General features: G+C 60.3%; 20 protein-coding genes and 1 pseudogene. 7 read left to right on the forward strand and 14 right to left on the reverse strand.

Translation table 11 applies throughout. From position 1 onward, the window contains the following. Positions 1-10 precede the first annotated feature (10 nt). Positions 11-1657, forward strand: coding sequence for a chaperonin GroEL (gene groL / locus EXW71_RS19620; RefSeq protein WP_134660146.1), 1647 nt, complete (start codon positions 11-13; stop codon positions 1655-1657). Between the two features lie 74 nt (positions 1658-1731). On the opposite strand, the gene EXW71_RS19625 is transcribed toward groL, so the two are convergent. The 3 genes from EXW71_RS19625 to EXW71_RS19635 all read right to left on the reverse strand — a co-directional run bounded on the left by EXW71_RS19625 (position 1732) and on the right by EXW71_RS19635 (position 5232). Beyond that, positions 1732-3159, reverse strand: a complete 1428-nt coding sequence (locus EXW71_RS19625; RefSeq protein ID WP_134660145.1) for a glycosyl hydrolase family 8 — start codon at positions 3157-3159, stop codon at positions 1732-1734. A gap of 86 nt (positions 3160-3245) precedes the next feature. Continuing rightward, positions 3246-4544, reverse strand: a complete 1299-nt coding sequence (locus EXW71_RS19630) for a sensor histidine kinase KdpD (protein ID WP_134660144.1) — start codon at positions 4542-4544, stop codon at positions 3246-3248. Next, entirely contained in the window at positions 4534-5232 is a 699-nt protein-coding gene (locus EXW71_RS19635) for a response regulator transcription factor (RefSeq protein ID WP_123715773.1), read from the reverse strand. The genes EXW71_RS19630 and EXW71_RS19635 overlap by 11 nt, the downstream gene beginning before the upstream one ends. A 270-nt stretch (positions 5233-5502) precedes the next feature. On the opposite strand from EXW71_RS19635, the gene colR reads away from it, so the two are divergent. The 5 genes from colR to EXW71_RS19660 all read left to right on the forward strand — a co-directional run bounded on the left by colR (position 5503) and on the right by EXW71_RS19660 (position 9275). Further along, positions 5503-6186, forward strand: a complete 684-nt coding sequence (colR, locus tag EXW71_RS19640) for a two-component system response regulator ColR (RefSeq protein ID WP_010565305.1) — start codon at positions 5503-5505, stop codon at positions 6184-6186. After that, positions 6176-7456: a HAMP domain-containing sensor histidine kinase gene (locus EXW71_RS19645; protein ID WP_123715772.1), complete on the forward strand. Its 1281-nt coding sequence runs from the start codon at positions 6176-6178 to the stop codon at positions 7454-7456. Before colR ends, EXW71_RS19645 begins: the two co-directional genes overlap by 11 nt. A gap of 190 nt (positions 7457-7646) precedes the next feature. Then, positions 7647-8327: a class I SAM-dependent methyltransferase gene (locus EXW71_RS19650; RefSeq protein WP_134660143.1), complete on the forward strand. Its 681-nt coding sequence runs from the start codon at positions 7647-7649 to the stop codon at positions 8325-8327. 4 nt (positions 8328-8331) lie between these two features. Further along, positions 8332-9051, forward strand: coding sequence for a lipopolysaccharide kinase InaA family protein (locus tag EXW71_RS19655; protein WP_134660142.1), 720 nt, complete (start codon positions 8332-8334; stop codon positions 9049-9051). Further along, positions 9048-9275 (forward strand): hypothetical protein, encoded by a 228-nt coding sequence (locus tag EXW71_RS19660; RefSeq protein ID WP_123715769.1) that lies wholly within the window; start codon positions 9048-9050, stop codon positions 9273-9275. The genes EXW71_RS19655 and EXW71_RS19660 overlap by 4 nt, the downstream gene beginning before the upstream one ends. 67 nt (positions 9276-9342) lie before the next feature. Here EXW71_RS19660 and EXW71_RS19665 read toward each other — a convergent pair whose 3' ends face one another. The 3 genes from EXW71_RS19665 to EXW71_RS19675 are packed head-to-tail and all read right to left on the reverse strand — an operon-like array spanning position 9343 to position 12965. After that, the gene (locus EXW71_RS19665) at positions 9343-10440 is read right to left on the reverse strand and encodes a DUF1513 domain-containing protein (RefSeq protein ID WP_134660270.1); all 1098 of its coding nucleotides are present in this window, start codon (positions 10438-10440) and stop codon (positions 9343-9345) included. A 2-nt stretch (positions 10441-10442) separates the two neighbouring features. Further along, positions 10443-11507, reverse strand: a complete 1065-nt coding sequence (locus EXW71_RS19670; protein ID WP_134660141.1) for an imelysin family protein — start codon at positions 11505-11507, stop codon at positions 10443-10445. 30 nt (positions 11508-11537) lie between these two features. Next, the gene (locus tag EXW71_RS19675; RefSeq protein ID WP_134660140.1) at positions 11538-12965 is read right to left on the reverse strand and encodes a di-heme oxidoredictase family protein; all 1428 of its coding nucleotides are present in this window, start codon (positions 12963-12965) and stop codon (positions 11538-11540) included. A 139-nt stretch (positions 12966-13104) separates the two neighbouring features. Here EXW71_RS19675 and EXW71_RS19680 point away from each other — a divergent pair, with 139 nt between their 5' ends. Further along, entirely contained in the window at positions 13105-13668 is a 564-nt protein-coding gene (locus EXW71_RS19680) for an NAD(P)H nitroreductase (protein ID WP_123715765.1), read from the forward strand. On the opposite strand, the gene EXW71_RS29435 is transcribed toward EXW71_RS19680, so the two are convergent. The 8 genes and pseudogenes from EXW71_RS29435 to gap all read right to left on the reverse strand — a co-directional run bounded on the left by EXW71_RS29435 (position 13669) and on the right by gap (position 22508). Continuing rightward, positions 13669-14424, reverse strand: a complete 756-nt coding sequence (locus EXW71_RS29435) for a methyl-accepting chemotaxis protein (protein ID WP_372241338.1) — start codon at positions 14422-14424, stop codon at positions 13669-13671. A gap of 150 nt (positions 14425-14574) precedes the next feature. Continuing rightward, positions 14575-15807: pseudogene (locus EXW71_RS29440) on the reverse strand (cache domain-containing protein); the annotation flags it as partial. Positions 15808-15945: 138 nt separating this feature from the next. After that, complete coding sequence (locus EXW71_RS19690; RefSeq protein WP_134660269.1) at positions 15946-16347, reverse strand: YbaN family protein; 402 nt, start codon at positions 16345-16347, stop codon at positions 15946-15948. 92 nt (positions 16348-16439) lie between these two features. After that, on the reverse strand, positions 16440-17048 hold the full coding sequence (locus EXW71_RS19695; protein WP_134660138.1) for a biliverdin-producing heme oxygenase: 609 nt from the start codon (positions 17046-17048) through the stop codon (positions 16440-16442). Between the two features lie 135 nt (positions 17049-17183). Then, positions 17184-19742: a TonB-dependent receptor gene (locus EXW71_RS19700; protein ID WP_134660137.1), complete on the reverse strand. Its 2559-nt coding sequence runs from the start codon at positions 19740-19742 to the stop codon at positions 17184-17186. Between the two features lie 116 nt (positions 19743-19858). Next, positions 19859-20827, reverse strand: a complete 969-nt coding sequence (locus EXW71_RS19705; RefSeq protein ID WP_134660136.1) for a FecR domain-containing protein — start codon at positions 20825-20827, stop codon at positions 19859-19861. Positions 20828-20900: 73 nt separating this feature from the next. Continuing rightward, the gene (locus EXW71_RS19710) at positions 20901-21419 is read right to left on the reverse strand and encodes an RNA polymerase sigma factor (RefSeq protein ID WP_123715759.1); all 519 of its coding nucleotides are present in this window, start codon (positions 21417-21419) and stop codon (positions 20901-20903) included. A gap of 87 nt (positions 21420-21506) precedes the next feature. Further along, positions 21507-22508, reverse strand: coding sequence for a type I glyceraldehyde-3-phosphate dehydrogenase (gap, locus tag EXW71_RS19715; protein ID WP_123715758.1), 1002 nt, complete (start codon positions 22506-22508; stop codon positions 21507-21509). Positions 22509-22609 lie beyond the last annotated feature (101 nt).

Raw genomic sequence — 22609 nt, forward strand, 5'->3', positions numbered from 1 at the left:
AATATCGATCATGGCTGCTAAAGAAGTTAAATTCGGCGATTCCGCCCGTAAAAAAATGCTGGTTGGCGTCAACGTCCTGGCTGATGCGGTAAAAGCGACCCTCGGCCCGAAAGGCCGTAACGTGATCATCGAGAAGAGCTTCGGCGCTCCGACCATCACCAAGGACGGCGTTTCCGTCGCCAAAGAAATCGAACTGGAAGACCGTTTCGAAAACATGGGCGCGCAGCTGGTCAAAGACGTTGCCTCCCGTGCCAACGATGACGCAGGCGACGGCACCACCACCGCTACCGTTCTGGCCCAGGCGATCGTCAACGAAGGCTACAAGGCCGTTGCTGCCGGCATGAACCCGATGGACCTCAAGCGCGGCATCGACAAGGCAACCATCGCCATCGTTGCCGAGCTGAAAAACCTGTCCAAGCCATGCGCCGACACCAAGGCTATCGCTCAGGTAGGCACCATCTCCGCCAACTCCGATAGCTCCATCGGCGACATCATTGCCGAAGCCATGGAAAAAGTCGGTAAAGAAGGCGTGATCACCGTTGAAGAAGGCACTGGCCTGGAGAACGAACTGTCGGTTGTAGAAGGCATGCAGTTCGACCGTGGCTACCTGTCCCCGTACTTCGTCAACAAGCCGGAAACCATGGTTGCCGAGCTGGACAGCCCGCTGATCCTGCTGGTCGACAAGAAAATCTCCAACATCCGCGAAATGCTGCCAGTACTGGAAGCCGTTGCCAAAGCCGGCCGCCCACTGCTGATCGTTTCCGAAGACGTTGAAGGCGAAGCCCTGGCGACGCTGGTTGTGAACAACATGCGTGGCATCGTTAAAGTCGCAGCCGTCAAGGCTCCAGGCTTCGGCGACCGTCGTAAGGCCATGCTGCAGGACATCGCTGTTCTGACCGGTGGTACCGTTATCTCCGAAGAGATCGGCCTGAGCCTGGAAAGCGCCACCCTGGAAAACCTGGGTAGCGCCAAGCGCGTGACCATCTCCAAGGAAAACACCATCATCGTTGACGGTGCTGGCGTAGAGCAGGACATCCAGGCTCGCATCACTCAGATCCGTGCCCAGGTTGCCGAGACTTCGTCCGACTACGACCGTGAAAAACTGCAAGAGCGTCTGGCCAAGCTGTCCGGCGGCGTTGCAGTGATCAAGGTTGGCGCTGGCTCCGAAGTTGAAATGAAAGAGAAGAAAGCCCGCGTTGAAGACGCCCTGCACGCAACCCGCGCAGCCGTTGAAGAAGGCGTGGTACCTGGCGGTGGCGTAGCGCTGATCCGTGCTCTGGAAGCCCTGACCAACCTGACCGGCGACAACGCTGATCAGAACGTCGGTATCGCTGTACTGCGTCGCGCTGTTGAAGCGCCGCTGCGTCAGATCGCTGCCAACTCGGGTGACGAGCCAAGCGTTGTGGTCAACCAGGTCAAGAACGGTAAAGGTAACTACGGTTACAACGCCGCGACTGGCGTCTATGGCGACATGATCGAAATGGGCATCCTGGATCCAACCAAGGTGACTCGTTCCGCGCTGCAAGCAGCATCCTCCATCGGCGGTCTGGTCCTGACCACTGAAGCGGCCATTGCTGACAAGCCGAAACCAGAAGGTGCAGCTGGCGGCGGTATGCCAGACATGGGCGGCATGGGTGGCATGGGCGGCATGATGTAAGCCAGCCTTACCCAGCACCTGAAAAACCCCGCCTGCAGTGATGCAGGCGGGGTTTTTTTATGGCGTGGTCCGATTCAGCCCATTGCGCGGCGCCTCAGCAGTTTCCTAAACGTGAACCCCCGTGCCAGGGTCAGTTGGGCGCGCGGCAGGAGTGCCATGGGGTGCGGTAAAGCTTCGTCGAGAGGCCGATGAACAGGCAGGTGCGCGGTTCTTTCATGGGGCGCAGGCCTGGGCCGTTCCCAGTGGCCGGACATGACCACCATACCCAGCAGCTTGAGTGTATTGGCGTAGTAGTCATGATCCTTGAGCGGGCGGTGTTGCAGGTTGTCCCAGATGTTATTGAGCCATGGCTGGTTGCCGGGGCTGATCATGGCGCTGACCCCCAGCGCGGAAATAAACGCCGGATCATCCTGGTCCTCGTCGAACGCGCTGCCATCGATCCGGTAGCCGTTGTTGAACGCACTTGGCTGATCGCCCGTGGTGGTGCGCGCCCAGTGGTTGAATGAGGTCAAGGTGTCCAGCGCGCGCGCGTCGCCGTACATCAGGTAATCCAGACCGACACGCCAGGGGTAACGGGCCGCATTCCAGGCGTAATCACCGTCATGGCTGCCCTCCAGCAAGTCTGCGCGGGCGGGCGTGATCGACGTGTCGAGGTGGCTGATGAAGTCTGGCAGCAGGGCGCTGCCCGCGCTGTAGCGCTCAGTGAAGGTGTTGATGATCGAGTAGGTTTTGTCGCGAACGGCCAGCCAACGTTTATCACCCGTCATCGCAAAAAAGCTGTTGAGGTGCGACTGCATGAAGTCCGAGCTGCGGGTGGCATATTCAAGCTCGGAATCGCCGTCGGTGCCGGCCCAGTCACCGAGCAGCAGATGATGGGTTCGCGGGTGTACTTCATGGTGCATGATCGCTGCCAGCACTTGATTGGCTTGGCTGCGGTAGTCAATCGCACCTCGGCTGCCCCAAGCCTGGTCGGCCAGCAGCAGGGCGTAGGCGATATCCAGGTCCCCGTCGGTGGCGCTGGCGTTGCCCCGGAACCGGCCAGTGGAATTGCCGCAGCCTTCGACCTGATTCCAGGCCATCAAGCCGGGGTCGGATTTGGCTGGGTGATCTTTGAAATAGAGCACCATGCCGTCAAAGATCTTCTGCGCGTCCGGGTCCTGCTCGGCCATCATCACACTGAGCAACATGCCATAGCCGTGGGCTCCGGATACGGTGATGGTGTGCGGGGCCGTACCGCCGCCCACCGGCTTGCCGTCGGCATTGACTTTGATGAAATAGCGAGCGTTGCCGCATTCGGCGGACAGGTAAAGGGCTTTCCATTCCTTGTAAAACCGCGTCAGTTGTTGGTCCATGACCGCTTGGGACAGGTGGTTGGGTTTGATCGAACCGGGGTAGTAGGGTGCCGCTTGGCTAAAGGCCCAGGCACCGCTGGCCAGCAGTGAGCTGGCGGCTATGCACAATGACCCTATCAGTGTTGGCAAATGCTGTTTCGAGGGACGCATGAACGGGCTCTCCAACCTGCAATTCAGGCGGCGAGATTACGGGCAGTGCGAACGGTTCGCTGTCACAGGCTGTAACACGCGGCGGGTTATAGAGGACGCAACGGCAGGATCAGGCTCAGGCGTGCGCCGCCCAACGGGCTGCGGGCCACCGATAGTTCGCCGCGGTGCCACTGGGTCGCGCGCCTGGCCAGTGCCAGGCCAAGGCCGAAGCCACCGGGTTCGTCACCGCCCATGGCCAGCCGCACAAAGGGCTCGAAGATTTTTTCGCGGTTTTCTGCCACTACGCCAGGACCGTCATCGTCGACATGCAGGACCAGATGATGTTGGCCATGATAAGCCGCGCTGACACACACTTGGTCACGAGCATAAGTGATGGCATTACTCAGCAGGTTGCGCACGATCAGGTGCAGCAGGGCGCGGTCGCCGATCAACTCCAGATCCGTTGGGTCGGTCTCCAGGCTCAGCCGGCGATGGTGACCATCCAGCAAGGCAAACTCCTGATGCAGCCATTCGCGGATGCGGATGGGCTCGTGTTGCAGGTCCGACGGCGCGCCGGCCATTCGCGCGAAGGCCAGGCTCGCACGCACCAGGGCTTCCAGCTCTTCGACGTCGGTCAGCAAGCGTTCCTGAAGGCGCGTGCGCGTGACCGGGTCTTCACTTTTGCCCATCAGGGTCAAGGCAAAGCGCATGCGCGCCAGTGGCGTGCGCAGTTCATGGGAGACGGCCTGGGACACTTCCCGATGGCGTTCGCCCATGGCGGTAATGTCCTGGGCATGTTGCTGCAGCGTCTGCAGCAACGGCGTCCACTCCTTGCCCATGGCCGGCAGCATCGCATTGGGTGTGCGCGCCAGGGTGCCGATGCACGCGTCGAGTGCTTCAAGGTCGTTAAGGCGCCGGCTGCGCGCGCGCAGGCCAAGCCAGAGCAGTAGCAACACCGGCAGGGCGGCCACACACGCGGTGATCCAGTAAACGGGAAATTGCAGCAGGTCCTTGACCTCCGCGGTTCCCCACATCGGGCCGAACTGAATCAGCGTGTCGCCGTCGAGCGGGAAATAAGTGATGTCTTCGTCACTGTTCTGCGCCGGTTGTTGGTGTCTGAGCATGATCAGCGCTTCGGGCGGCAGCTCGATATCGTCGATGTTCACCAGGTGGACCGGGTACTGGAAGCGAGCGCGCAGCGTTTCCATACGCGCTTCGCGCTGGTCGGCGGGCAGGGTTTTGAGCTGCTCGGCCACCAGGTAGCCAGGGCCGGCCATCAAGCGCAAAAAACTGTACTCACCGACAAATACCGAGGCGTTGGCACACTGCCACAGTAGATAAAGCGTCAAAGCGGCCCAACTGATGCCCGCCACGACGGCTGCCCATGGCCGTACGTTAGATAGCATGGAGGGCGTCCTGCGGGATCTCGACGAACAGGTAGCCCTGGGCCGTGATGGTTTGGATGGTCACGGGGCACTTCAGGCTCATGAGTTTCTTGCGCAGGCGTGATACACGCATATCAATGGAGCGATTGACGCCGTCGTACTCCAGGCCTCGCAGGCTCTGAAGCAATTTTTCGCGGGTCAGCAGCACGCCGCAGTGGCGGGCAAAAATGGCCAGTAACTCGAACTCGGCGACCGAGAACTGCAAGAGCGTTTCATCAAGCCAGGCGAAATGGGCATGCAGGTCCAATCGAAACGCACCCCACTGATAAACCGAACGCGGTGCTTGTGGGTGGCGTCGCAGCAGCGAGCGAACCCTGGCCAGCAATAGCAGAGGGTCGACGGGCTTGACCACGTAGTCGTCCGCCCCGACGTCGAAACCGGTCAGTTGCTCGGCATTTTCATCCAGTGCCGTCATCATCAGGATCAGCCCCGGGTAGCGGTCACGGATCTGTCGGCACAGGGTGAAACCGTCGATACCCGGCAACATCACATCCAGGATCAACAGGGCAGGTCGTTCGTCGAGAATGCGCTGCGCTGCGCGATCGCCACGGTGCTCCACCGCAACGGTAAAGCCTTCGGCGCGCAGGAACTCGGCGGTCAGCGCGGCCAGTGGACGGTCGTCTTCAATCAGCAGAAGGGTGTCGGACATGAAAAAGAGGCCGTCGCCGGAGCAAGGCCGCAAGTGTTACGCCCTTGCCTGGGCGGAGGCAAGGGCGGAACGCACACTCGACCTCTATTGGACGATGATCTTGCGCGTGGCGATGTGGTCCGTGTGTGAGCTAATAGTGAAAAACTCGTTAAGGTATGAGATTGGTTGAAAACATTAATCGATAAGCCCGACAGGTCTATCCCTGAGCCCCTCTAGGCCTTAAGCTGCGCGAGCCAGCACGGCTGGTACGACAGTACGGAGACACTGCCCATGCGAATTTTATTGGTTGAAGACAACCGCGATATTCTGGCCAACCTGGCGGACTACCTGGGGCTCAAGGGCTATACCGTTGACTGCGCGCAGGACGGTTTGTCCGGCCTGCACCTGGCGGCGACCGAACATTACGATTTGATCGTGCTCGACATCATGCTGCCAGGCATTGATGGCTACACCTTGTGCAAACGCCTGCGCGAAGATGCGCGCCGTGACACACCGGTGATCATGCTCACTGCCCGCGATCAGCTGGATGACCGGCTGCAGGGCTTCAAGTCCGGCGCCGACGATTACCTGCTCAAGCCGTTTGCCTTGTCCGAATTGGCTGCGCGCATTGAAGCGGTGCTGCGTCGTGCCCAGGGTGGTGGCCGCCGCGCCCTGCAGGTGGGCGACTTGCACTATGACCTGGATACCCTGGAAGTCACCCGCGAAGGGCGCCTGCTCAAGCTCAACCCGGTGGGCCTGAAACTGTTGGCGGTGCTGATGCAGAAAAGCCCGCACGTACTGCGCCGGGAAATTCTCGAAGAAGCCCTATGGGGCGATGACTGCCCGGACAGCGACAGCCTGCGCAGCCACGTTCACCAATTGCGCCAGGTGATCGACAAACCTTTCGCCAAGCCATTGCTGCAAACGGTGCACGGTGTGGGTTATCGCCTGGCCGAGGGCCGTGATGGAGTTTAAGCAAAGCCTTGCCCAGCGGATCATCATCGCCTTTGCCTTGATGAGCGCATTGGTGGCGGGGGCTTTCGCCATGGGTATTGTTGCGACTGTGCACCTGGTGGAAGAGAAATTGATCTCGGCGGGCCTGGGTGGCGACCTGCAACGGTTGCTATTGATGGACAGTGTCGAAGACTGGAGCCATCGGCCGGAACCGGACCAGTTGTTCTATTTCAGCGGTGGGCGCGGCGATTTCGAACTGCCCAAGGATTTGCGACACCTGGACCCGGGCTTTCATGAGGTGTTCCGTGAGTCGCTGTCGTACCACGCCATGGTCGAAGTGGTCGACGGTCGGCGTTATGTGCTGCTGCAAGACCAGAGCGACTTTGAAGAGCGTGAGCGCGTGTTGTTTGCTGTGGTGCTGGTGGGCTTCGTGCTCAGCCTGGCGCTGGCGGTGTTCCTCGGTTGGGTCCTGGCGCGCAAGGTGATGGCTCCGGTGGTACGTCTGGCCCGCCAGGTACGTCATCGCGACCAATTGCTTGGTCTGGCGCCGCCATTGGCGCCGGATTACGCGGCTGATGAGGTGGGTGAACTGGCCGTGGCGTTCGACGCCACACTCGGCCGCTTGCGTCAGGCACTGTCCCGTGAGCAATTGTTTACCAGCGACGTGAGCCATGAATTGCGTACACCCTTGATGGTGTTGGCCAGTTCCTGCGAACTGTTGCTGGAGAACCCGGCTATTGATCAACGAGGCCGTGCCCAGGTCCAGCGCATCGCCCGCGCCAGCGAGGAAATGCGCGAACTGGTGCAAACCTTCCTGATGCTGGCCCGCGCCAAACACGATGATGCCGCCATGTCACCGCAGGTCACTCTCACCCAGGTGGCCGAAGACTTGCTCGGTATCTGGCGCGAGCCTATCGAGCAAAAAGGTCTTGAGTTGATTTACCTTCCGGGCAATCCCTTGCCTACCCGCTATAACACCACGTTCCTGCACGCGGTGATGGGCAACTTGTTGCGCAACGCTCTGCATTACACCGAGCAAGGGTTTATCCGCCTCACCTTGGAGCCGAGCGGTTTTATCGTCGAAGACTCCGGCGTGGGCATTCCGGAAGACAAGCGTGAGGCGATGTTCGAGCCTTTCGTGCGGGGCAGCGAGAAGCGCGGCGAGGGCCTGGGATTAGGTTTGTCGCTGGTGCAACGTATCTGCGAGAGCCAAGGCTGGAGCGTCAGCCTGAGCACCATGGAGCCCAACGGCTGCCGCTTTCACGTGGAGTTGAGTCAGGTCAAACCTTGACTCGCCATCCTGCCGCTAGGCTGCTGCAGTTTCCGTGCTTTTCGGCGAACATGGCCCCATGCCATCGTTTGTGTCTGTAAAGTCTTGAAATGTATGGGGTTGGACAGGACAAGTTTTTCACAACCAGTTGACCTGTCGCTCACAGTTTGCTGCTTAAGGTTGTAGGCATCAGCAACTGGAGATGTTTTAGATGCCTTCCCCGATCAAGCTCGAATTTTCCGAAAAGTACGACGACCAACACGCGCAGAAATATTTGCTCAAGCATCAGGACAATCTGGCTCGCCGGTTGTCCCACAAACGCGACGAGCAGTTGGCGCGTGCTGCGCTGGCAATGGCTGGTGAGCCTGGGCTGGTACTGGACCTGCCTTGCGGTGCCGGGCGTTTCTGGCCATTGCTGGCCGAAAAACCCAACCGTGTGATTATCGGCGCTGATAATTCGGCGTCGATGTTGAAGGTCGCCACAGTCGCCCAATCGGCGGATGTGGTGAAACGGGTACGTCCTTTGCAGACATCCGCCTTTGATATCGATTTGCCGGACAATGCGGTCGACAGTATTTTTTGCATGCGCTTGATGCACCATATTGGTGATCCGGAGCACAGGCTGGCGATACTGCGGGAGTTTCAGCGTGTAACGCGCGACAGTGTGATCCTCTCGCTGTGGGTCGATGGCAATTTTAAAGCCTGGAAACGCAAGCGCACCGAGGCACGGCGTCGCGAAAGAAGTGAGCAGGAAGGTTACCAAAATCGGTTTGTGTTACCGGCTGCTACTGTCGAGGCAGAATTTGAGCAGGCCGGTTTCCGTGTTCAGGAATCCCTGGACTTCATGCCGCTCTACGCCATGTGGCGTGTGTATGTATTGCGTAAGAGGTGAGAGGATGGCAGTTGAGTGCGTAGCAGGTAGTCATGTAGCTCCCGAGGAGCGGTTTGATTATTTCTGGCGCCAGAAGGGGGAATGGGTCGAGGAACCCAATCGTCGACGTGGCGGTGAAAGTGGTGTGCAGCGCATCATCGGCACCAACGGACGGTTGCTCTACAGCAAGCGTCAGACCGGGCATATCTACCGCAGTTGGCTCCACCCGTTCGGACGCCCGACCGTGCTACGTGAACGTGATGCCCTCAAGGGCCTGCGTTTGCTTGATGTACGTGTACCGGAACTGGTGTTTTGCGAAGCGCGTCGTGATCCGGAGCACCAATGGAAAGCACTGTTGGTGACTGCGGCGCTGGACGGTTTCGACGAGATTGAAAACTGGTATGCCGCCGGTGGCCGTGAACAGTACGGCGAGCTTGTTCATGAGCGTCTGCTCAAGGAACTGGCCGGCACCCTGGCGCGTATGCACAAGGGGCGTTGGCAGCATGGTTGCCTGTATATCAAGCACATCTTTGTGCGGGTAACGGGCGAGGGTGACGCGGCCAATGTGGAAGTCGCGCTGCTGGATTTTGAAAAGTGCCGCCAGCGTTTTACCGCTTATCAGGCCGCTTCCCACGACATGCTGCAACTGCGTCGCCATTCGTCGTGGAACGATACCGACTGGGAAAAACTCAGCTACTTTTATGAGACGGCGTTTGGCAGCGCTATCAAGGGTTTAACCAGATGAAGCTAGAAATAGCACGAGGTTTGTTTCTGGTCGGTGCGTTGGGTATTGCAGCCCTGGCCCTGGCTGCGTGGGAGCAACCTCGCACACAAGTGCTCAGTGCGGTGGCAGGTAACGGGCAATGCCTGTTACCGCGTGTCGCCAAGGCGAGCGTAAAGGCAAGGCCCGATAATGATCTGCTGTTGTTCATGTTCGGGATGTCTCAAGGGATGAGGCCGCAAAGTTGAGAAGAACGTTGAAACGATTCAACCCCCCGAAACAGGGCCTTGCGATGCGAGGCCCTTTTTTTTGCCTTTAAATCAGATGCAAGTGGTTATCCCAAAGCCCCGCCGGTAATTCCAACGGTGTGGCAACCAATGGTGTCTGACGGCAATCGTAGAACCGGCAGCGTCCCTGACCGGAGGTGACGACAAAGCCATCCGTTACCGCACCGACGCCGGCACAGTCGGGTAAAGGCCCATCCAGGCGTAGCTCACCGCTATCGATGTCCCATATGAAAAAGCGATTGCCCCGTGGCGCGGTCAGCGCCACCAGGCGCAGTTCGCTGTGCACCGCGACGCTGGCGGTATAGTGACCCATCGCCAGCAATTGTTCGTCGGCCACCGGGAACGCCACGAACGGTTGCCCTGGCCGCTTGATCGCCAGCAGTTCCGAGCGTTCATGGGACGGCCCCATGAATTGTTGCCCGGTGAGGACAGTGCCGTCGTGGGCGATCCCCATATGGCGCACGCTGTTCATCTGCTGGCTGAGGGTTTCCTTGCTGATCAGCGTGCCATCGCGGTGCATCAGCACCAGGCTCGGTTCCATGGCGTCGAGGTTCATCTCCACGCGGCTTTCGGCTTCGGTGCGAATACCGCCGTTGGCCACTACCAGGGTTTCGCCGTCGGGCATCCACGACACCTGGTGCGGGCCGATGCCGTGGGTGGAAATCTCACCGCTGTGCACCAGCCGCTCGCCCTCGAACTTATACACACCGAGCAAACCGCGCCCCGGGTCGGACGTGTCGTTCTCGGTGGCATAGAGCCAGTCGCCGCTGTGGTGAATGACCGCGTGGCCATAGAAGTGGCGATTGGCGTTCGAGGTGACGGTTTGCAGCAGCGTGCCATCACGCAAATCGATCAGGTAACTCTCGGTACCCGGACGACGGGCGACGAACAGTGCAATCGGCAGCGTCGGGTGGTGGATGATGTCATGGCAGCGCTGGCCGACCTGGGTAGCAAATACCTGCTTGCCGTCCAGGCGAAAACCTACCGCGTAGTGCTTGCCGTCGGCGTCATCGCGCGCCGAGAGCAACAGTGGGCTTTTGTCCTTTTGCTTGAATAGCGTCCAGCCACCCAACGTGAGTGCACTGAGCAGCATGCTGCCAACCGCCAAAGCCTGTCGCCTGAGCATCATCAGTCACCGTCGTTGGCGTTGAAGCCCAGTTGGATGCCCAGAGCCTTGGCCAGCTCACCTTCGTGCAGGCGGTGGACCACGTTGAGGCTGTCATAAAGGTCGTTGAGCTGCTGGCGTCCGGCGTCGTCGGCCAGCAGTTCATTGAGGGTGCGCTGGTTGCTGGCGAACAGTTTCAGGGCGGCGGCATAGGCGGCGTCGATCTTGTCGGCCAGCGGCTTTTGATCCGACGGCAACAGGCTGCGCAGTCCCTTGTTCTCCACGCCCGCCCATACGGTCTGTGCGGCGGCGAGGCTGGCTTCCAGGCTTTGCAGGGACGCCTGGCTGCGCCATGCGTCAGCCTGGAACGGTTGCGGGATACCCTTGGCCTGGCGACCCATCGGCGTGCCGAGTTTTTTCTTCAGAGTGTCCAGCGCGGTTACCTGCGCACGCAGCAGGTCGGCGATGGCTTCGTGGGAATCGGCGTAGCGCTGGTTGGGAAACTTGGTCATCTGCGCGAGCATCCCGTCGGTGTTGTTCCAACTGGCGAGGATCTCTTCAGCGAGGGTTTTCTGGCGTTCGCCGATGGCCACCAGCAACGGGCAGTAGCGAGCCTTCTGCGCTTCATCGGCGACGTCGGTCTTGGCGTCGTAGAGGATGTATTCGTAAGCCGACAGGCCCTGTACCACGACGCTGGACTTGGCCAGGGCAGCGGCGTCGATCTGCGGGTGGTCGCTGACCAGTTGTTCGACCTGGCGGCCCACCAGGTTTTTCTTGTCCGGCCAGAACTGCACCTGCCACGAACGGTTGCCCTCGGCCAACGGGCCGATCAGCAGCGGTTGCAGCTCGGCCCAGGCTTTTTGTGCGTGGAGGAAGTCGGCGCGCGCGGTGTCCAGGCTTTCCTTGCCCTGGCAATAGGCGAGGGCGCTGACGGCCAACTGGCGGTCGGCTTCGACCCAACGGCTGTAGGTCGGCAGAATGACCTGCTTGGCGATGGCCGCCGAGGTCACCGCTTGTGGGTCCTGGGGCGAACAGGCACCGAGGGCTAAAGCGGCCAGGCTGGTGAACAACAACTTGGGACGGAACATATAGAGCTCCCTTCTGTATTGGGGCGAAGCTTATAAAGAATTCAGGAACGCCAGCAACGCGGCGCGCTGCTCGGCATTGAAGGACAGCACATGCTGCTGCGCCGCCTGTGCTTCACCGCCGTGCCATAGCACGGCTTCGAGCAGGTTGCGGGCGCGACCATCATGTAAAAACTGGGTGTGGTCACTCACGGTTTGCGTCAGGCCGATACCCCACAACGGCGGTGTGCGCCAGTCACGGCCACCGGCCTTGAACTCGCTGCGGTGGTCGGCCAGACCTTCGCCCATGTCGTGCAGCAACAGGTCGCTATAAGGACGAATCGTCTGGTTGGCCAGTTCGGGTTCGGAGGCAGAAGCGGCCGTGGTGAACGTCGGTTTATGGCAACCCTGGCAACCGGCCTGGTAGAACAGGTTTTTGCCGGCCAGCACCTGTGGCGTGTTGACGTCACTGCGTGCGGGAACCGCGAGGTTGCGCGTGTAGAACAGCACCAGGCGCAGGATGTTGTCGCTGACTTCCGGCTCGCCATCGGGGCCATTGCCGTTGGGGGCCTGTTTGCAGGCAATTTGGGCATCCGTGCAATCATCAAAGGGTCTCAGGGACGTGGTGAGGCCCATGTCACCAGAAAACGCGTGAACATTTTGTTGGTTGAGGTTGGGCTGCCCGGCCTTCCAACCGAAACGCCCGAGGACGGTCTTGTGTTGGGCGTCATCCCACACCCAATTGGCGCGGCCGACGAGGGCTTCTTTGTCGGCCGTTTTTGTGTCGGTATTGCGCAGGATGTCGGCATCGCTGATCGCTTCGAGCAGGCCCAGGCCAATCATGGGCGGTGCGATTCGCGCTGAAAAAAGTGTATCTGGATGCATCGGTCCGTAGCCGAGCTGGGTGATTTGCAGGTTTGGCTTGCGCAACTCAACCACCGTGCCGTCCTTGAAGCTGACGTTGACCGGTGTGTAGTCCACCCGCACTTTGCCTTCAGGGGTTACGCCCGGCACGGCCATGTCTTGCAATTGCCCGCCGTAGACGGGCTCGGGCACCACACCAAGCTGCTCGATAAGCCTGGCATCCAGCGGCGCGGCCGGAATCGACAGGCGCACCAGCATCGACACCGCATTCGGCGCGTCGGGTAATGGCGGGTGTCCGCGGCCGTCCTTGATATGGCAATTCTGGCAGGCGTTGGTGTTGAACAGCGGCCCCAGGCCATCACGGGCGGTGGTGGTGGACGGTGCGATCACCCACGGGCTGCGAAAGAAGCTGTTGCCGACGCTGAAATCCAGGCGACGGCTCGGCGCCAGGTTGGCTGAGGGCAGGGAAAACGCGTTCTGGTCGCGCTTGTTCACCGTCGTCGCGCCGCCGGCCCGCGATTCCCCCGGCTCTGCCTGGGTAAACCTGGGTGGGGCATCGCAGGCAGTCAGGCTCAAGGCCATCAACGCTGCAGACAGGCGAAAAAGCGAACGGAACATCGAGTTTCCTGAACGAGGGCGCAAAATGAAGCCGCAAAGTCTAACAGGGCAGCGCGGATTGAATAAGAGCAATTATCGTTTGGTGGAACCCGATTCATTCCCGCTAGAATGGCCGCACATTTATTTCTGGAGGTGGCCAATGCAGGCTCTCGACGCTTTGCTCAACCGTGTTTCTGTGCCGCGTTTGCTGGAGCCGGCACCGACCCAGGCGCAGCGCGATGTGCTGTTCGCTGCCGCCATGCGCGCGCCGGACCACGGCCAGTTGCGCCCCTGGCGTTTCCTCACCGTGGAAGGCGCCGCTCGTGAACAAATGGGCAAGTTGTTGGCCGAAGCTGCACGCCTGCAAGATGCCGATGCTCCGCAAGCCGTCATCGACAAAGCCCTGAACGGCCCGTTGCGTGCCCCGTTGGTCGTGGTGGTGATCGCCCGCCTGCAGGAACACTTCAAGGTGCCGAAGTCCGAACAGTTGCTGGCGGCCGGCTGTGCGGCCCATGGCATTCTGTTGGCGGCATACGCCCAGGGGATTGGTGCCGTGTGGCGCACCGGCGAATTGTCCTACTCGGCCCACGTCGCCAAAGGCCTGGGGTTGACGGCGGATGAGGAAGTGATTGGCTTCCTCTACCTGGGCACCCCGCAGAACCCGCCGCGCATTGCACCGAAAGAAGATGTGGCGCCGTTTGTCAGCGCCTGGACCGGTTCGTAGTCAGACCTTGAATTGATCCATCAGCTTCATCTGTTGGCCGGCCAGCGCATTGAGCTGGCTGCTGATGGCCGCCGACTCGGTCGCCTGGCCGGTGAGGGTTTCGGTGACGGTGCGGATCGCCGAGACGTTGCGATTGACCTCTTCGGCCACCGCGCTCTGCTCTTCGGCGGCGCTGGCGATTTGCAGGTTCATGTCGCTGATCACCGTCACCGCATCGCTGATCTTGCCCAGCGCCTGCACGGCCTGATGGATTTGCCCGGCATTGCTCTGGGCCTGCTGCTGGCTAGAATGCATGGTCGCTACCACGCCGCGGGTGCCGCTCTGGATGCGCTCGATCACCAGGCGAATTTCCTCTACCGAGTCCTGGGTGCGTTTGGCCAGGTTGCGCACTTCGTCGGCCACCACCGCAAAACCACGGCCGCTTTCCCCGGCACGCGCCGCTTCGATGGCGGCGTTGAGCGCTAACAGGTTGGTCTGCTCGGCAATGCTGCGGATCACTTCGAGCACCGAGCCGATCTGCTCGCTGTTTACCGCCAAGGCTTCCACTTCAGTCACCGCCTTGCTGACTTCTTCGGCGAGAGTGGTGATGTCGCGGGTGCTCTTCTCGATGATCGACATGCCTTCACGCGCCGACTGATCCGCCCCGCGTGCGGCATTGGCGGCATTGGAAGCGCTGTTGGCCACATCATGGGCGGTGGCGCTCATTTCATTGGAGGCCGTGGCCACCTGGTCGATTTCACGGAACTGCACCTGCATGCCTTCGCTGGTCTGGCGTGCAATCTCGGATGACTGATCAGCCGTGCCACGGGCTTCGGTGATGCTTTGCTTGATCTGTGCGATGGTTGGTTGCAGCTTGTCGAGGAAGCGGTTGAACCAGTTCGCCAGTTCGCCCAGTTCATCTTTCCTGGCGTAAGCCAGTCGCTGGGTCAGGTCACCTTCGCCGCTGGCAATATCCTTGAGCATCGCGGCCACATTGTTGATCGGGCGGGTGACGCCGGTAGCGGTCAGCCAGATCAGCAGCAGGCCCAGCAGCGCGGCGGCAGCGGCGATCAGTAGGGTTTTGACCAGGCCGCTGGCCTGGGCTTCGTCGAGTACCGCTTGCAGCTTCACGTTATCGGCGAGCATCACGCTCTTGGGCAGCTTGATTACCACGCCCCAGTTCTTGGCGTCGGCAATCGGTTTGAACGGGTACACCGCGCGAATCGTATCGTCCTGTTCGCGGATCATAGGGTTGCCGGTGGCCAGCAGTTGCACGATGTCCTTGCCTTCCGTGCCGATGATGTCGATCAGGTTCTTGCCGACCCTGCCGGGTTCGCCGCTGTAGGCCGCGATCAAACCGGTGCTGGAGAGAATCTCCAGGTGCGCCGCACCGTTGAACAGGTCTTTCTGCGCTGCGTCGGTGTTGGCTTGCAAGGCGTTAAGGGCGATGTCGATGCCGACAACGCCGATGACTTTGCCGTCCACGATCAGCGGCAGGGAAATGGTGGTCATCAGCACAGGTTTACCCGCCACGGTGTCTTCGTAGGGGTCAAGCAGGCAAGTGCTACGGCTGTCTCGTGGGCAGGTGTACCAGCTGTTGTAGGGAGTGCCGCTGAGGTTGAGCGTGGTCTTGGTCAGGTCGTCTTCAACCATGATGGTGTTCAAGCCCTCACCGCCAGCACGACTCCAATAGCTGGAGAAGCGGCCTTTTTCATTGGAGACGCGTGCCTTGTCATCAATGAACTCGCTGTCCTTGCCATCCAGGGCGTTGGGTTCGAACGAGAGCCAGAAACCCAACGCTGTTCGGTTGCGCTCGAAGGCCGTCTTCAGGCTCTGATTGAGTTCTTCACGCAGCGCGCCGGCCTCCAGCCCGCGCTTGGCACCGGTGTTGCGCAGGTCTTTGATCTGGTCAGCCAGTGCGGTAATGGCGACCAGGCTGTCGCCGAAGGTTTTCTGCATTTGTGCGGCTTGTTCGCCCGCCTTGGCTTGCAGCAATTGTTCCACGCTGGCGGTGAGCATGCGCGAACTTGAATCGCTGACTAATTTATCGTTCTGGTTGGTGTTGTAGAGGTTGATGCTGACGATGAGCGCGATCACCCCCAGCAGACAGAGTCCGGACAACAGCACGATTTTCAAGCGGATGGAGAGGGTGTCGAACATAGGTCACTCGTGAATGGACGTGTTGAAAGGCAAGCAAGGCAAGCCAAGTCCATTCGGCGCTATATCCGGAGCATCGGCGCAGTCTGGTGATTCATGAGGAGAAGGCGATGAGTGGTAGGGGAAACCCTGCACGCGCCATTATACGGGGGCTGCGAGCTGTTCCGGGCGCGACCAGATCCACAGGTTGCCTAGGCTCATCCCGGCAATTGCCAGATAGATCGGCCAGCCGTGATCAAGCATCACCAGCATCAGGCCGGCACACAGCAGCATGCTCACGGTGGCGCTGACTTTGGCGCGACGCGTGATGATCTTGCCGTTGCGCCAGTTGAACAGGATGGGGCCGAACAGCCGGTGGTTTTCCAGCCAGGCGCTGAGGCGCGGCGAGCTTTTGGTCGCGGCCCAGGCGGCGAGCAGGATGAACTCGGTGGTGGGCAAACCCGGTATGACGATCGCCACCAACCCGATGCCCAGGCTGACATAGGCCAGCAGGCCGAACAGGATCTGGGCGATTTTCGAGGTGGATTGGGTTTTGCCGGTCATAGGTGGGGTGATCACAGAAAATCAGTCTGAAACGAGATCCAAGTGTGGGAGGGGCAGCGCCTCCCACAGTTGATTGCATTTCAATCGGGGCGTCAGGCCAGTTCGGGGGCGCTAGCGTACGCCTGTTCCAGCAGCACGGTGAAGCGCACGAATGCGTCGATCGCACCTTTTTCTACCGCGGCCTCTTCTTCGGCGGTGAATACCAGGCCGTCGAGCGTACGGGTAAAGCGCTTCCAGCCTTCGGCGCGACCACCTTCCGGTTCACCCAGGTGGCGGGCACCGAAGGTTTCACTCAGGCCCAGGCCCACGGCGCGCTTGATCAGGAACGCCGCACCCAGCTTGGAGCCTTCCGACACGAACAGCCAGCCCAGGGCTTCGGCTTTGCCTGGGTTCTTCACTGCACCTGCGACCGGTGCCGGCACGTCGGTGTCCAGGTCGCGCAGGTCCAGCCTGGCGGCTTCGGCGCGGCAGCGCTCGGCCAGGTCCGGGACGATTTTGATCAGTTCCGGGTCGTTGTACAGGGCCACCAATTCCGACTGGAACAGGTATTGCGCCACCACGAAACGGGCGAAGTTGGCCTGGGTTTCGAATGGGGCGTGGGCTTTGACCAGGGCGTCGAGCTTGGTGTGTGGCTCGTTGGTGATCTGGTTCAGGCGCTGGGAGCGCAGGCTCGGGCGTTCTGCGGTAGGAGAAGCGGTCATCGAAAAAGTCCTTGAGAAGGGTAGCGCCTTGTGGCTCTAAAGAGAGCCGTTATCAACTAGACGAACAGGAAGACGTGGCACAGTAAAAAATCCTCACCTGCCGGTGATTAATTCCGGCGAGGTGAGGCGCATCGATCAGATGTCCCAGATCAGGTTGATCGCAAAGTTGCGGCCGGGCTGCGTCAGACGGTCCAGGTTGGCCGGGCCGGTCACGGCGGCTTCGCCGACGCTGTCGTAGCTGCGTACGTCATCCCAGTTCCAATACTTCTTGTCGGTCAGGTTGTAGAGGCCGGCGTTGAGGGTCACGTCCTGGGTGACTTTGTAGTAGCCGGTCAGGTCGAGCACGCCGAACCCTGGGGTCTTGAACGGGCCGTTGCCATCAGGCGCGTGGAAGGTGGTGCTGTCGACGCGATTCTGCCGTTTCACCAAGGTCCAGCTCAGCAGGCCACCGTAGTTGTCCTCGTCGTAACCCAGGCCGAACACACCCTTGAGCGGGTTGACACTGTTGAGCGGCTCGCCGGTTTCGTCGTTGCGGCCGTAGGCGTATGAAACCGAACCCTGGGTGTACAGTCCCTGAGGGGCGCCGAAAGCATCCAGGTTCAGACGGCCCTTGGCTTCTGCGCCCTTGATGGTGGCGCGCTTGATATTGACGGCCTGGAACTGTTCGACGGTGCCGCCGACCACGGCGTTGTCTTCGTCGATGAAGTCGCGGTACTTGTTGTAGAACACCGCGATGTCGAAGGAGCCTGCGTCGAACTTGCCACGAATCCCGGTTTCGATGCCTTTGCTGGTTTCCGGCTTGAGGTCCGGGTTGGGCTCTACGGTGTAACCCAGGTTGAGGTTTTCAAAGCGGCCATACAGCGCCTTGGCCGACGGCGTGCGGAAGCCCTCGGCGTATTGGCCGAACAAGGTGTATTGATCGGTGAGCGCATAAGTCAGGCCGAACTTGGGGGTCACACGGTGCCAGGTTTTATCCTTGTCGTTGACCGTGTCCTGGCCGGTGGGGTTGACGGTATTGAGGAATTCCTGGGTCAGCTTGGGTTTGAGCTGGGTGTAGTCGTAGCGCACGGCAGGCAGGAAGGTCCATTTGTTCCAGGCGATCTGGTCCTGGGCGAACAGCGAGTAGGTGTTGATGGTCGGGTCCGGGAAGTCACTGGACTTCTTCACGCTGTCGCTGGCGGTTGGGCTGGGCGCGCCGATGGCTGTGCAGCCGGAGCCGACGGCAAGGCAGGTCGCCGAGCCCTCGCGGGAGCCGGTGACTTTCTGCTGCTTGAGGGTGGTGCCATACGTCACCTGGTGATCGGTCTCGCCGAGGCTGAAAGCCTTGTCCAACTGGGCGTCGAATACCCACTGGCGTTCTTCGTAAAGCGTGTCGCGGGTGCGCAGGACACGACGGCCTGACTGATAGATTTCGGCCGTCGTCTGGTCGGTCTTGGCGATCTGGTAATTGAGGCTGGTCTTGATACGGTCGGCTATCGGCGATTCGAGGGCTACGCTGTTTTCCAGCCCGAAGCGTTCACGGGTGATGGTGTCGTTGCCGCGACGGTCACGGTACAGATTGAAACCGCGCCCGCCGACGAACGGCCCGCCTACCGCATTCTTCAAGTTGACGTCACGGTCATCCTTGAATTTCTCGTACGTCAGGCCGAGGCGATTGTCCTCGCCGTAATTCCAGCCCAACTTGGCGAGGATATTGGTCGTGCGCGCATCTTCCGGGTTGGCGCCGGTGCGGGCCAGGCCGGTGGCGTTGTTACCGTCGTAGGACTCCATCTCATGACCGTTACGCTGGCTCAGGTGCAGCAAGCCGTCGAAGTCCTGCACGCGGCCGGCGACGGTGCCGGAGGTCAACCAGCTTTCGTCGGCGGAGCTGTAGCCGGTTTTCAGGCGGGCGCCGACGTCCTGGCCGGGCTTGATGATGTCGTCCGGGTCGAGGGTGAAATAGCTCACCGCGCCACCAATCGCACTGCTGCCGTACAGGGCCGAGGCCGGGCCGCGCAGGATTTCCACACGCTTGACGATTTCCGGGTCGACGTAATTGCGACGCGTCTTGGCGTAAGGGCCGTTGAAGAAATTATCGGGGACTTCGACACCGTCCACTTGGGTGAGGATGCGGTCACCGTCGATACCGCGAATGTTATAGCCCGCGTTGCCGGAGCGGGTGCCGGCGCCACCGACGGAGAGGCCGGGTTCGTAACGCACCAGTTCGCGAGTGGTGTTGACGTTCTGGCGGTCCAGTTCCTCGCGGTCGTGCACCGTGACGGTGCTCGGCACACTGTTGACGTCCTGTTCATTACGGGTCGCGCTGATCGTCACCTGTTGCAAGTTGAGCGTGCTGCCGGCTGCGCGCTTTTCCAGGACGATATTGTTACTGCCCAGTTTGCGGTAGCTCAGGTTGGTCCCCACCAACAGTCGGTCCAAGGCTTTTTCCGGTGACAGCGGGCCGCGTACGCCAGGGGACGACACGCCCTGGCCCAGTTCCGCCGGCAGGCCGACTTGCCAGCCGGTGACCGCGGTAAAGGCATTCAGTGCCGAGACGAGAGGCTGCTGCTCGATGCTGAAGGTGTAATTGCCATGGCTGCGGGCGACTGGCTCAGCAGCCATGGCGGTCGTCATGGGCGCGCCGGCCAGGAGGATGGCGGCGGTCAGCAGGGACAGAACGGGCGAGGAAGACCGGCGGTTGAAACGAGAGGACATCGAGAGCGCTCCGGAGGTACGAATCTTATAGTTGCGGACTGAACCAAATAGGAATCAGTTGCATTGGCTAAGACGAGACGTACCACCGCTTGCTATCGAGTAAAAATAATTCTCATTTAGTTCAGAATGACCAGTGCCGGGTATTCCGACAGCTTGGCCGAGGTGATGTGCGCCAGGGAGCGCACCACGTCCAAGGGTTGGTCGAGGCGGTAATTACCGGTGACGGTGATGCTGGCGAGCTTGTCGTTGTTGTTGACGATCCAACCCGGGTAATAGCGGCGCAGTTCGGCCAGCACTTCACTCATCGGGCAGTTCTCAAACACCAGTCGGCCCTGGACCCAGGCCAGATCCTTGCCGGCGTCGAGCTTGGCGGGCTGGCCAAATCCCTTGGGGCCAATGCGGATGCTCTCACCGGCGCTCAGGCGCACCCGGGCGTCGTTGAAGGTGCTGCTCAGGTCGACATCGCCGCGTTGCACCTGCACTTGGGCTTCGCCGTTGAAGTAACGCACGGCGAAGTCGGTGTCGCGCACACTGGCGCGCACCGGGCCTGCATCAATCTCAAGGGGCAGGCCGCGGCTGGGCACGACTTCAAAAAACGCCTCGCCTTGATACAGGCGCGCGACGCGCTGGTGATCCTTGATGCTGCTGGAAAGCGCCGAATTGGTGTTCAGCAATACTTTCGAGCCATCGTCCAATTGCAGGCGCTGCCGTTCGCCCACGACCGTAAGATGATCGGCTTGCAGGCGCACTGGCAAGTTGCTGAAGCTGAACAGGCCGACCAGTAGCACGGCGGCTGTGGCCAAAGGTTTCCAGTGCGGCTTGATACGGCGCCAGGCGCTGGGCTTGCGGGGTGCGGCCAGGGCCACGGCGGCGCTGTGCACCGGTGCGCCACCCCACGCGGCCTGGGCTTTGGCGAAAGCCTGCGGGTGCGCCGGGTCGCTGGCCAGCCAGGCGTCAAACTCGGCTTGTTGCCCGGGCTGCGGGCATTGCAAGGCGATCAACCAATCGAGGGCTTGGTCCATGGCCGCATCTTGCAACACCTCATGAGCCAGCTCATGGGGGCGCAGTTTATTCGGATCAGTCACGGTGTTCCTCGGGTCTTCGCCACGTTCTATTTATCTTTCCTACAGCTTGGATCGACATTTCTGCGGGTGCAGCTTAAGGCTGATCCAGCCGTTCGGCCACACCTACACAGATGGCCATGATCAATTTCAGTTCCTTTTGCACGGTGCTCAAGGACACCTGGAGTTGATCGGCAATCTCTTGATAGCTGCAACCGTGCAGGCGGCTGAGGATGAAAATCTGCTGCTGGCGGGCGCTCAACTGGCCGAGGCTGACGCTCAGGTGTTCAAGCAGTTGCTCGGCCTGGGTGGCGTCTTCCGGGGTGCTGATGGGGGCGGCAACGCTTTGCAGGATGTCCAGTGGCACATCTTCCTGCAGCGTACGCGCCTGAATCCTGCGCGCGCGCAGATGATCCAACGCCAGGTTGCGCGCAGTCTGATAAACAAAGGGTTCGAGGTGATCGATCGGCCGCTCGCCGAGGGCGCGAGTAACGCGCAGGTAGGTTTCCTGCAACAGGTCTTCGGCGGTGCTGTGGTTATTCACCATCCGCTGCAAGGTGCGTAGCAGAATCACCCGTTGGGTGAGAAAGACTTGGTTGAAACGAGATTGGCTCACAGTGATACCAGACCGATTTGCAGTTAATGATAATGCTTATCATCAACTGAAGTGGCAAGTGGCTATTTCTGTGAGCCAATCATTGGCTTACTCGGCGTTGCACAGCGCCAGGCAGTTATCCAGCATACGGTTGGAGAAGCCCCACTCGTTGTCATACCACGCCAGCACTTTCAGCAACTTGCCGCTGACCTTGGTGTGATTGGCATCGAAAATCGACGACAACGGGTTGTGGTTGAAGTCACTGGAAACCAGCGGCAGGGTGTTATAGCCGAGGATTTTCGAATGCTGGCTGGCTTCTTTGAGCAGTGCGTTGACTTCCTCGGCTGTGGCTTCTTTCTTCAGTTGCACGGTGAGGTCGACCAGCGACACGTTGATCACCGGTACACGCACGGCCATGCCGGTCAGCTTGCCTGCCAGTTCCGGCAGGACCAGGCCGACGGCTTCGGCCGCGCCGGTCTTGCTTGGGATCATGTTCTGGGTGGCCGAGCGCGCACGGTACGGGTCGGTATGGTAGACATCGGTCAGGTTCTGGTCGTTGGTGTAGGCGTGAATGGTGGTCATCAAGCCGCTTTCGATCCCCAGCTCACGGTGCAGTACCTGAGCGACCGGCGCCAGGCAGTTGGTGGTGCACGAGGCGTTGGAGATGATCTGATGGGATTGACGCAAAATGTCATGGTTGACGCCGTAGACCACCGTGGCGTCCGCGCCTTTGGCCGGTGCGGAGATGATCACCTTGCGCGCGCCGGCAGTAATATGGGCGGCAGCCTTGGCACGGTCGGTGAACAGGCCGGTGCATTCGAAGACCACGTCGATTTTCAGTGCGGCCCATGGCAGTTCGCCAGGGTTGCGAATGGCACTGACAGCAATCCGGTCACCATTGACGGTCAGGCTTTCCTGATCGTGGGCGACCTCTGCGTCAAAAGTGCCATGCACAGTGTCGTATTTGAGCAGGTGGGCATTGATCGCGCTGTCGCCCAGATCATTGATGGCGACGATCTGCAAATCCTGGCGATAGCCTTGGGTATACAGTGCGCGCAGGACATTACGGCCGATACGGCCAAAACCATTGATTGCGATACGAAGAGTCATTGGAAAGTGCCTGTCGTCGATTTGTTGTAAGAATTACAAGATTATTCGCATAAAAATAGAAAACAAGCCTTTTTAGTGGCAATATTTTGTTCAATCTACAA

The sequence above is a fragment of the Pseudomonas sp. BCA17 genome, assembly GCF_004519405.1.
Lineage (GTDB): Bacteria > Pseudomonadota > Gammaproteobacteria > Pseudomonadales > Pseudomonadaceae > Aquipseudomonas.

Bases quoted from the DNA above. Each gene is read 5' to 3' on its own strand.
- groL (WP_134660146.1), top strand. From the start codon at position 11: ATGGCTGCTAAAGAAGTTAAATTCGGCGATTCCGCCCGTAAAAAAATG.
- EXW71_RS19625 (WP_134660145.1), bottom strand. From the start codon at position 3,159: ATGCGTCCCTCGAAACAGCATTTGCCAACACTGATAGGGTCATTGTGC.
- EXW71_RS19630 (WP_134660144.1), bottom strand. From the start codon at position 4,544: ATGCTATCTAACGTACGGCCATGGGCAGCCGTCGTGGCGGGCATCAGT.
- EXW71_RS19635 (WP_123715773.1), bottom strand. From the start codon at position 5,232: ATGTCCGACACCCTTCTGCTGATTGAAGACGACCGTCCACTGGCCGCG.
- colR (WP_010565305.1), top strand. From the start codon at position 5,503: ATGCGAATTTTATTGGTTGAAGACAACCGCGATATTCTGGCCAACCTG.
- EXW71_RS19645 (WP_123715772.1), top strand. From the start codon at position 6,176: ATGGAGTTTAAGCAAAGCCTTGCCCAGCGGATCATCATCGCCTTTGCC.
- EXW71_RS19650 (WP_134660143.1), top strand. From the start codon at position 7,647: ATGCCTTCCCCGATCAAGCTCGAATTTTCCGAAAAGTACGACGACCAA.
- EXW71_RS19655 (WP_134660142.1), top strand. From the start codon at position 8,332: ATGGCAGTTGAGTGCGTAGCAGGTAGTCATGTAGCTCCCGAGGAGCGG.
- EXW71_RS19660 (WP_123715769.1), top strand. From the start codon at position 9,048: ATGAAGCTAGAAATAGCACGAGGTTTGTTTCTGGTCGGTGCGTTGGGT.
- EXW71_RS19665 (WP_134660270.1), bottom strand. From the start codon at position 10,440: ATGCTCAGGCGACAGGCTTTGGCGGTTGGCAGCATGCTGCTCAGTGCA.
- EXW71_RS19670 (WP_134660141.1), bottom strand. From the start codon at position 11,507: ATGTTCCGTCCCAAGTTGTTGTTCACCAGCCTGGCCGCTTTAGCCCTC.
- EXW71_RS19675 (WP_134660140.1), bottom strand. From the start codon at position 12,965: ATGTTCCGTTCGCTTTTTCGCCTGTCTGCAGCGTTGATGGCCTTGAGC.
- EXW71_RS19680 (WP_123715765.1), top strand. From the start codon at position 13,105: ATGCAGGCTCTCGACGCTTTGCTCAACCGTGTTTCTGTGCCGCGTTTG.
- EXW71_RS29435 (WP_372241338.1), bottom strand. From the start codon at position 14,424: ATGCAGGTGCAGTTCCGTGAAATCGACCAGGTGGCCACGGCCTCCAAT.
- EXW71_RS19690 (WP_134660269.1), bottom strand. From the start codon at position 16,347: ATGACCGGCAAAACCCAATCCACCTCGAAAATCGCCCAGATCCTGTTC.
- EXW71_RS19695 (WP_134660138.1), bottom strand. From the start codon at position 17,048: ATGACCGCTTCTCCTACCGCAGAACGCCCGAGCCTGCGCTCCCAGCGC.
- EXW71_RS19700 (WP_134660137.1), bottom strand. From the start codon at position 19,742: ATGTCCTCTCGTTTCAACCGCCGGTCTTCCTCGCCCGTTCTGTCCCTG.
- gap (WP_123715758.1), bottom strand. From the start codon at position 22,508: ATGACTCTTCGTATCGCAATCAATGGTTTTGGCCGTATCGGCCGTAAT.